Consider the following 3,045-nt stretch of genomic DNA (forward strand, 5'->3'; position numbering starts at 1 on the left):
AAGTTCACAATTATCTCAAATGCTAATATTAATTTGACTAAGGATTTTTATTTGAAGATGTAGTTTCACTTTGTCTACTAAAAATATCTCTAAACTGATATAACAATCTTTCAATCAAACGCAAATCTTCGGTAACAATATCTGCTGTTCCAGACATTTCTTGCTGAAAAATTATCTTTTTATCGTACGAAGTTTCTATTCCGTTTGGCAAAGAAATATCAATTAATAAATTTCCGTCTTTATCTGGTGTTAGTGAAATTGATTTTACTTTTCCTTTTATGATCCCAAATTCTCTATCAGGAAAATTAGCCAATCTGATATTTACATCTTGGTCAATTTTTATTTTACCTGAATTTTGAGCTGGAGCTTTTACTTTTCCAATGTAATTTTTATTATCAGTTGGAACAATAATAAATACTTGATCCCCTGAATTTATGGTTTGGTTTTCAACCCAAATTTGCATGAATGAAACTTGTCCTTTTATTGATGAACGTAATACATAAGCTAATTCCCAATCATTAATAGTTTTTTTAAGTTGATTAAAAGATTGCAACACATTACGAAGTAGATTAATGTTGTCTTTTGTTTCATTAACTCTTGTGTTGTCTGAATTTCGATTTAAGTCATTAATTGAAGAACGCATTTGAGATAATTGTGAACTTATATTTTTAACGTTTTTTTCTGCTTGAAGGTAATCCATTTTTTGATTTTCCCATTCTTGAGTAGAAATAACTCCTTTGTCATAGATCTCTTTTTGTCTATCTAATTTTTGCTTTTTTAATTGCAATTCGTTTTGACTAATTTGATATTGTTGTTGTTGCAATTGAAGCCTTTCTTTTAATTGATTTGTCTCTAATCCTTGAGCGTTCTTCTCGATAGAATAAGGTTTTAAATCTCTATTTAAGTCATAAGCAATATAATCTTTTTCAAAAATGGTAAAAGCATTTTGAATTTCTCCTAGTTGCAAAAGTGTAAACTTTTCAAAAGGAAAATTAAATTGAGTTTTGTTTATTGAAATAGTATCAAGACATTCTTTCAAATTGAAAACATCTTTATAATTTGCAGTATTTTCAATTATTGCTAAAGGAGTTTTAGGTTCAACTATAGTTCTGTTTTCGACCAATAGTTTAGCAATCTTTCCTGTTGTTCTTGCTACTAATTTTTCAGGTGGATTTTGAGTGGTTATCGTGATTTGTGTAGTTAAAATATCCGGATATTTCATGAAATAAGAAAACATCATCATTACCAAAAGTAAAATTACTATAATAATATTTCCCCATCGAATCATCCAATGTGGCACACGAGTAAGTATTTCTTGAACTTCTTCGCTTCTTAATTCTATGTCTTGATATTTTGGCATATTTTAACTTCCTAACTGCAATTGATTCTTAACTAATTTGAAATAACTTCCTTTTAAAGCTACTAACTCTTCATGGGTTCCAAGTTCAATTATTTTTCCTTTTTCTAAAACTACAATTTGGTCTGCATTCATTACAGTACTCAAACGATGTGCTATTACAACGACCGTTTTATTCTTGAAAAAGATATCTAATTTCTCCATGATTTCTTTTTCGTTATTTGCATCTAAAGCACTTGTTGCTTCATCAAAAAACAACATTTCAGGGTTTTTATAAACAGCTCTAGCAATTAATAATCGTTGCTTTTGACCTGTACTCATTCCAACACCTTCTGAACCAATTTTTGTATTATAACGCAAAGGATAATCTTCAATAAATTCTTTAATATTGGCTACATCAGCTGCATATTGTAATCGCTCTTTATCTATTATGTCTTCACCAATAGCTATATTATTTGCAATGGTGTCATTAAAAATAAATCCTTCTTGCATTACAGAACCAATGTGATTTCTCCATGCTTTTTGAGTAATATTGTTTAAGGAAGTTTTATTAATATTAATTTCACCTTTTATGGGTTCGTAAAATTTTAATAAAAGTTTCATTAAGGTTGTTTTTCCACTTCCACTTGTGCCTACAATTGCTGTAATTTTATTGGCTGGAATGGTTAAATTTAAATCCTCTAACACATGAATATCAGAGCCAACATATCGGAAAGATAAATCTTTAATGGTTAAATCTGCATCTTTTGGAATTTCTTTTGTTTTTTCGGCATCGTTTTGTGTTTCGTCTTCTTTATCATGAATTTCAGATAAACGTGCTAATGATATTTTTGCATCTTGTAATTCTCTAATAAATCCAATTAACTGAATAATTGGTCCATTTAAATTTCCAACAATACTTGTAATTGCCATCATCATACCTAAAGTAATTTGTCCGTCAATTACTAGTTTGGCAGATAAGAAAATGATGATGATATTCTTTAATTCATTGATAAAGTTTGAACCAATACTTTGTGTTTGTTCTAAAACAAGACTTTTCATAGAAACCTTGAATAATCTTGCTTGTATATATTCCCAACCCCAACGTTTTTGTTTTTCGGCATTGTGCAATTTAATTTCTTGCATTCCGTTAATCAATTCAATAACCTTGCTTTGTTCTTGACTGACTTCTGAAAATCGCTTGTAATCTAGTTTTTCTCTTCTTTTTAAGAATAAAGTTACCCATACAAAGTATAAAAAACTACCGATAAAGAACACTACAAAAATTGATATATTATAGTAAGCTAAAACTGCTCCCATAATTATCATGTTGATAAAAGAGAATAAAACGCTTAATGATGATGTGGTTAAAATTCGTTCTATTCGGTGATGATCGTTGATGCGTTGCATGATATCTCCAGTCATTCTGACATCAAAATAAGAAATAGGTAAATTCATTAATTTGATGAAAAAATCGGAAATTAAAGAAATGTTTATTCGTGTGGAAAGGTGCAAAATAATCCAACTTCGTATTAATTCTAAAGCAGTTTTTCCAAAGAATAAAAACAATTGCGCAATTAAAACTAAGTAAACAAAATGAATATTTTGATTTTGAATACCAACATCTACAACACTTTGTGTTAAAAACGGAAAAATTAATTGCAATAAACTACCTGCAAAAAGCCCGATGATTAATTGAACAATAAATG

Annotated in this window: 2 protein-coding genes; both read right to left on the minus strand. The window is 28.8% G+C overall.

Going from position 1 to position 3,045, the window contains the following annotated elements; genetic code table 11:
- Positions 1 to 37 precede the first annotated feature (37 nt).
- Positions 38 to 1,360 (minus strand): HlyD family efflux transporter periplasmic adaptor subunit, encoded by a 1,323-nt coding sequence (locus tag AACZ53_RS14305; RefSeq protein ID WP_339839843.1) that lies wholly within the window; start codon positions 1,358 to 1,360, stop codon positions 38 to 40.
- A 3-nt stretch (positions 1,361 to 1,363) separates the two neighbouring features.
- Positions 1,364 to 3,045, minus strand: a 1,682-nt coding sequence (locus AACZ53_RS14310; RefSeq protein WP_339839845.1) for an ABC transporter transmembrane domain-containing protein, incomplete at its 5' end; no start/stop codon positions are given.

The sequence above is a fragment of the uncultured Flavobacterium sp. genome (assembly GCF_963975005.1).
Taxonomy (GTDB): Bacteria; Bacteroidota; Bacteroidia; order Flavobacteriales; family Flavobacteriaceae; genus Flavobacterium.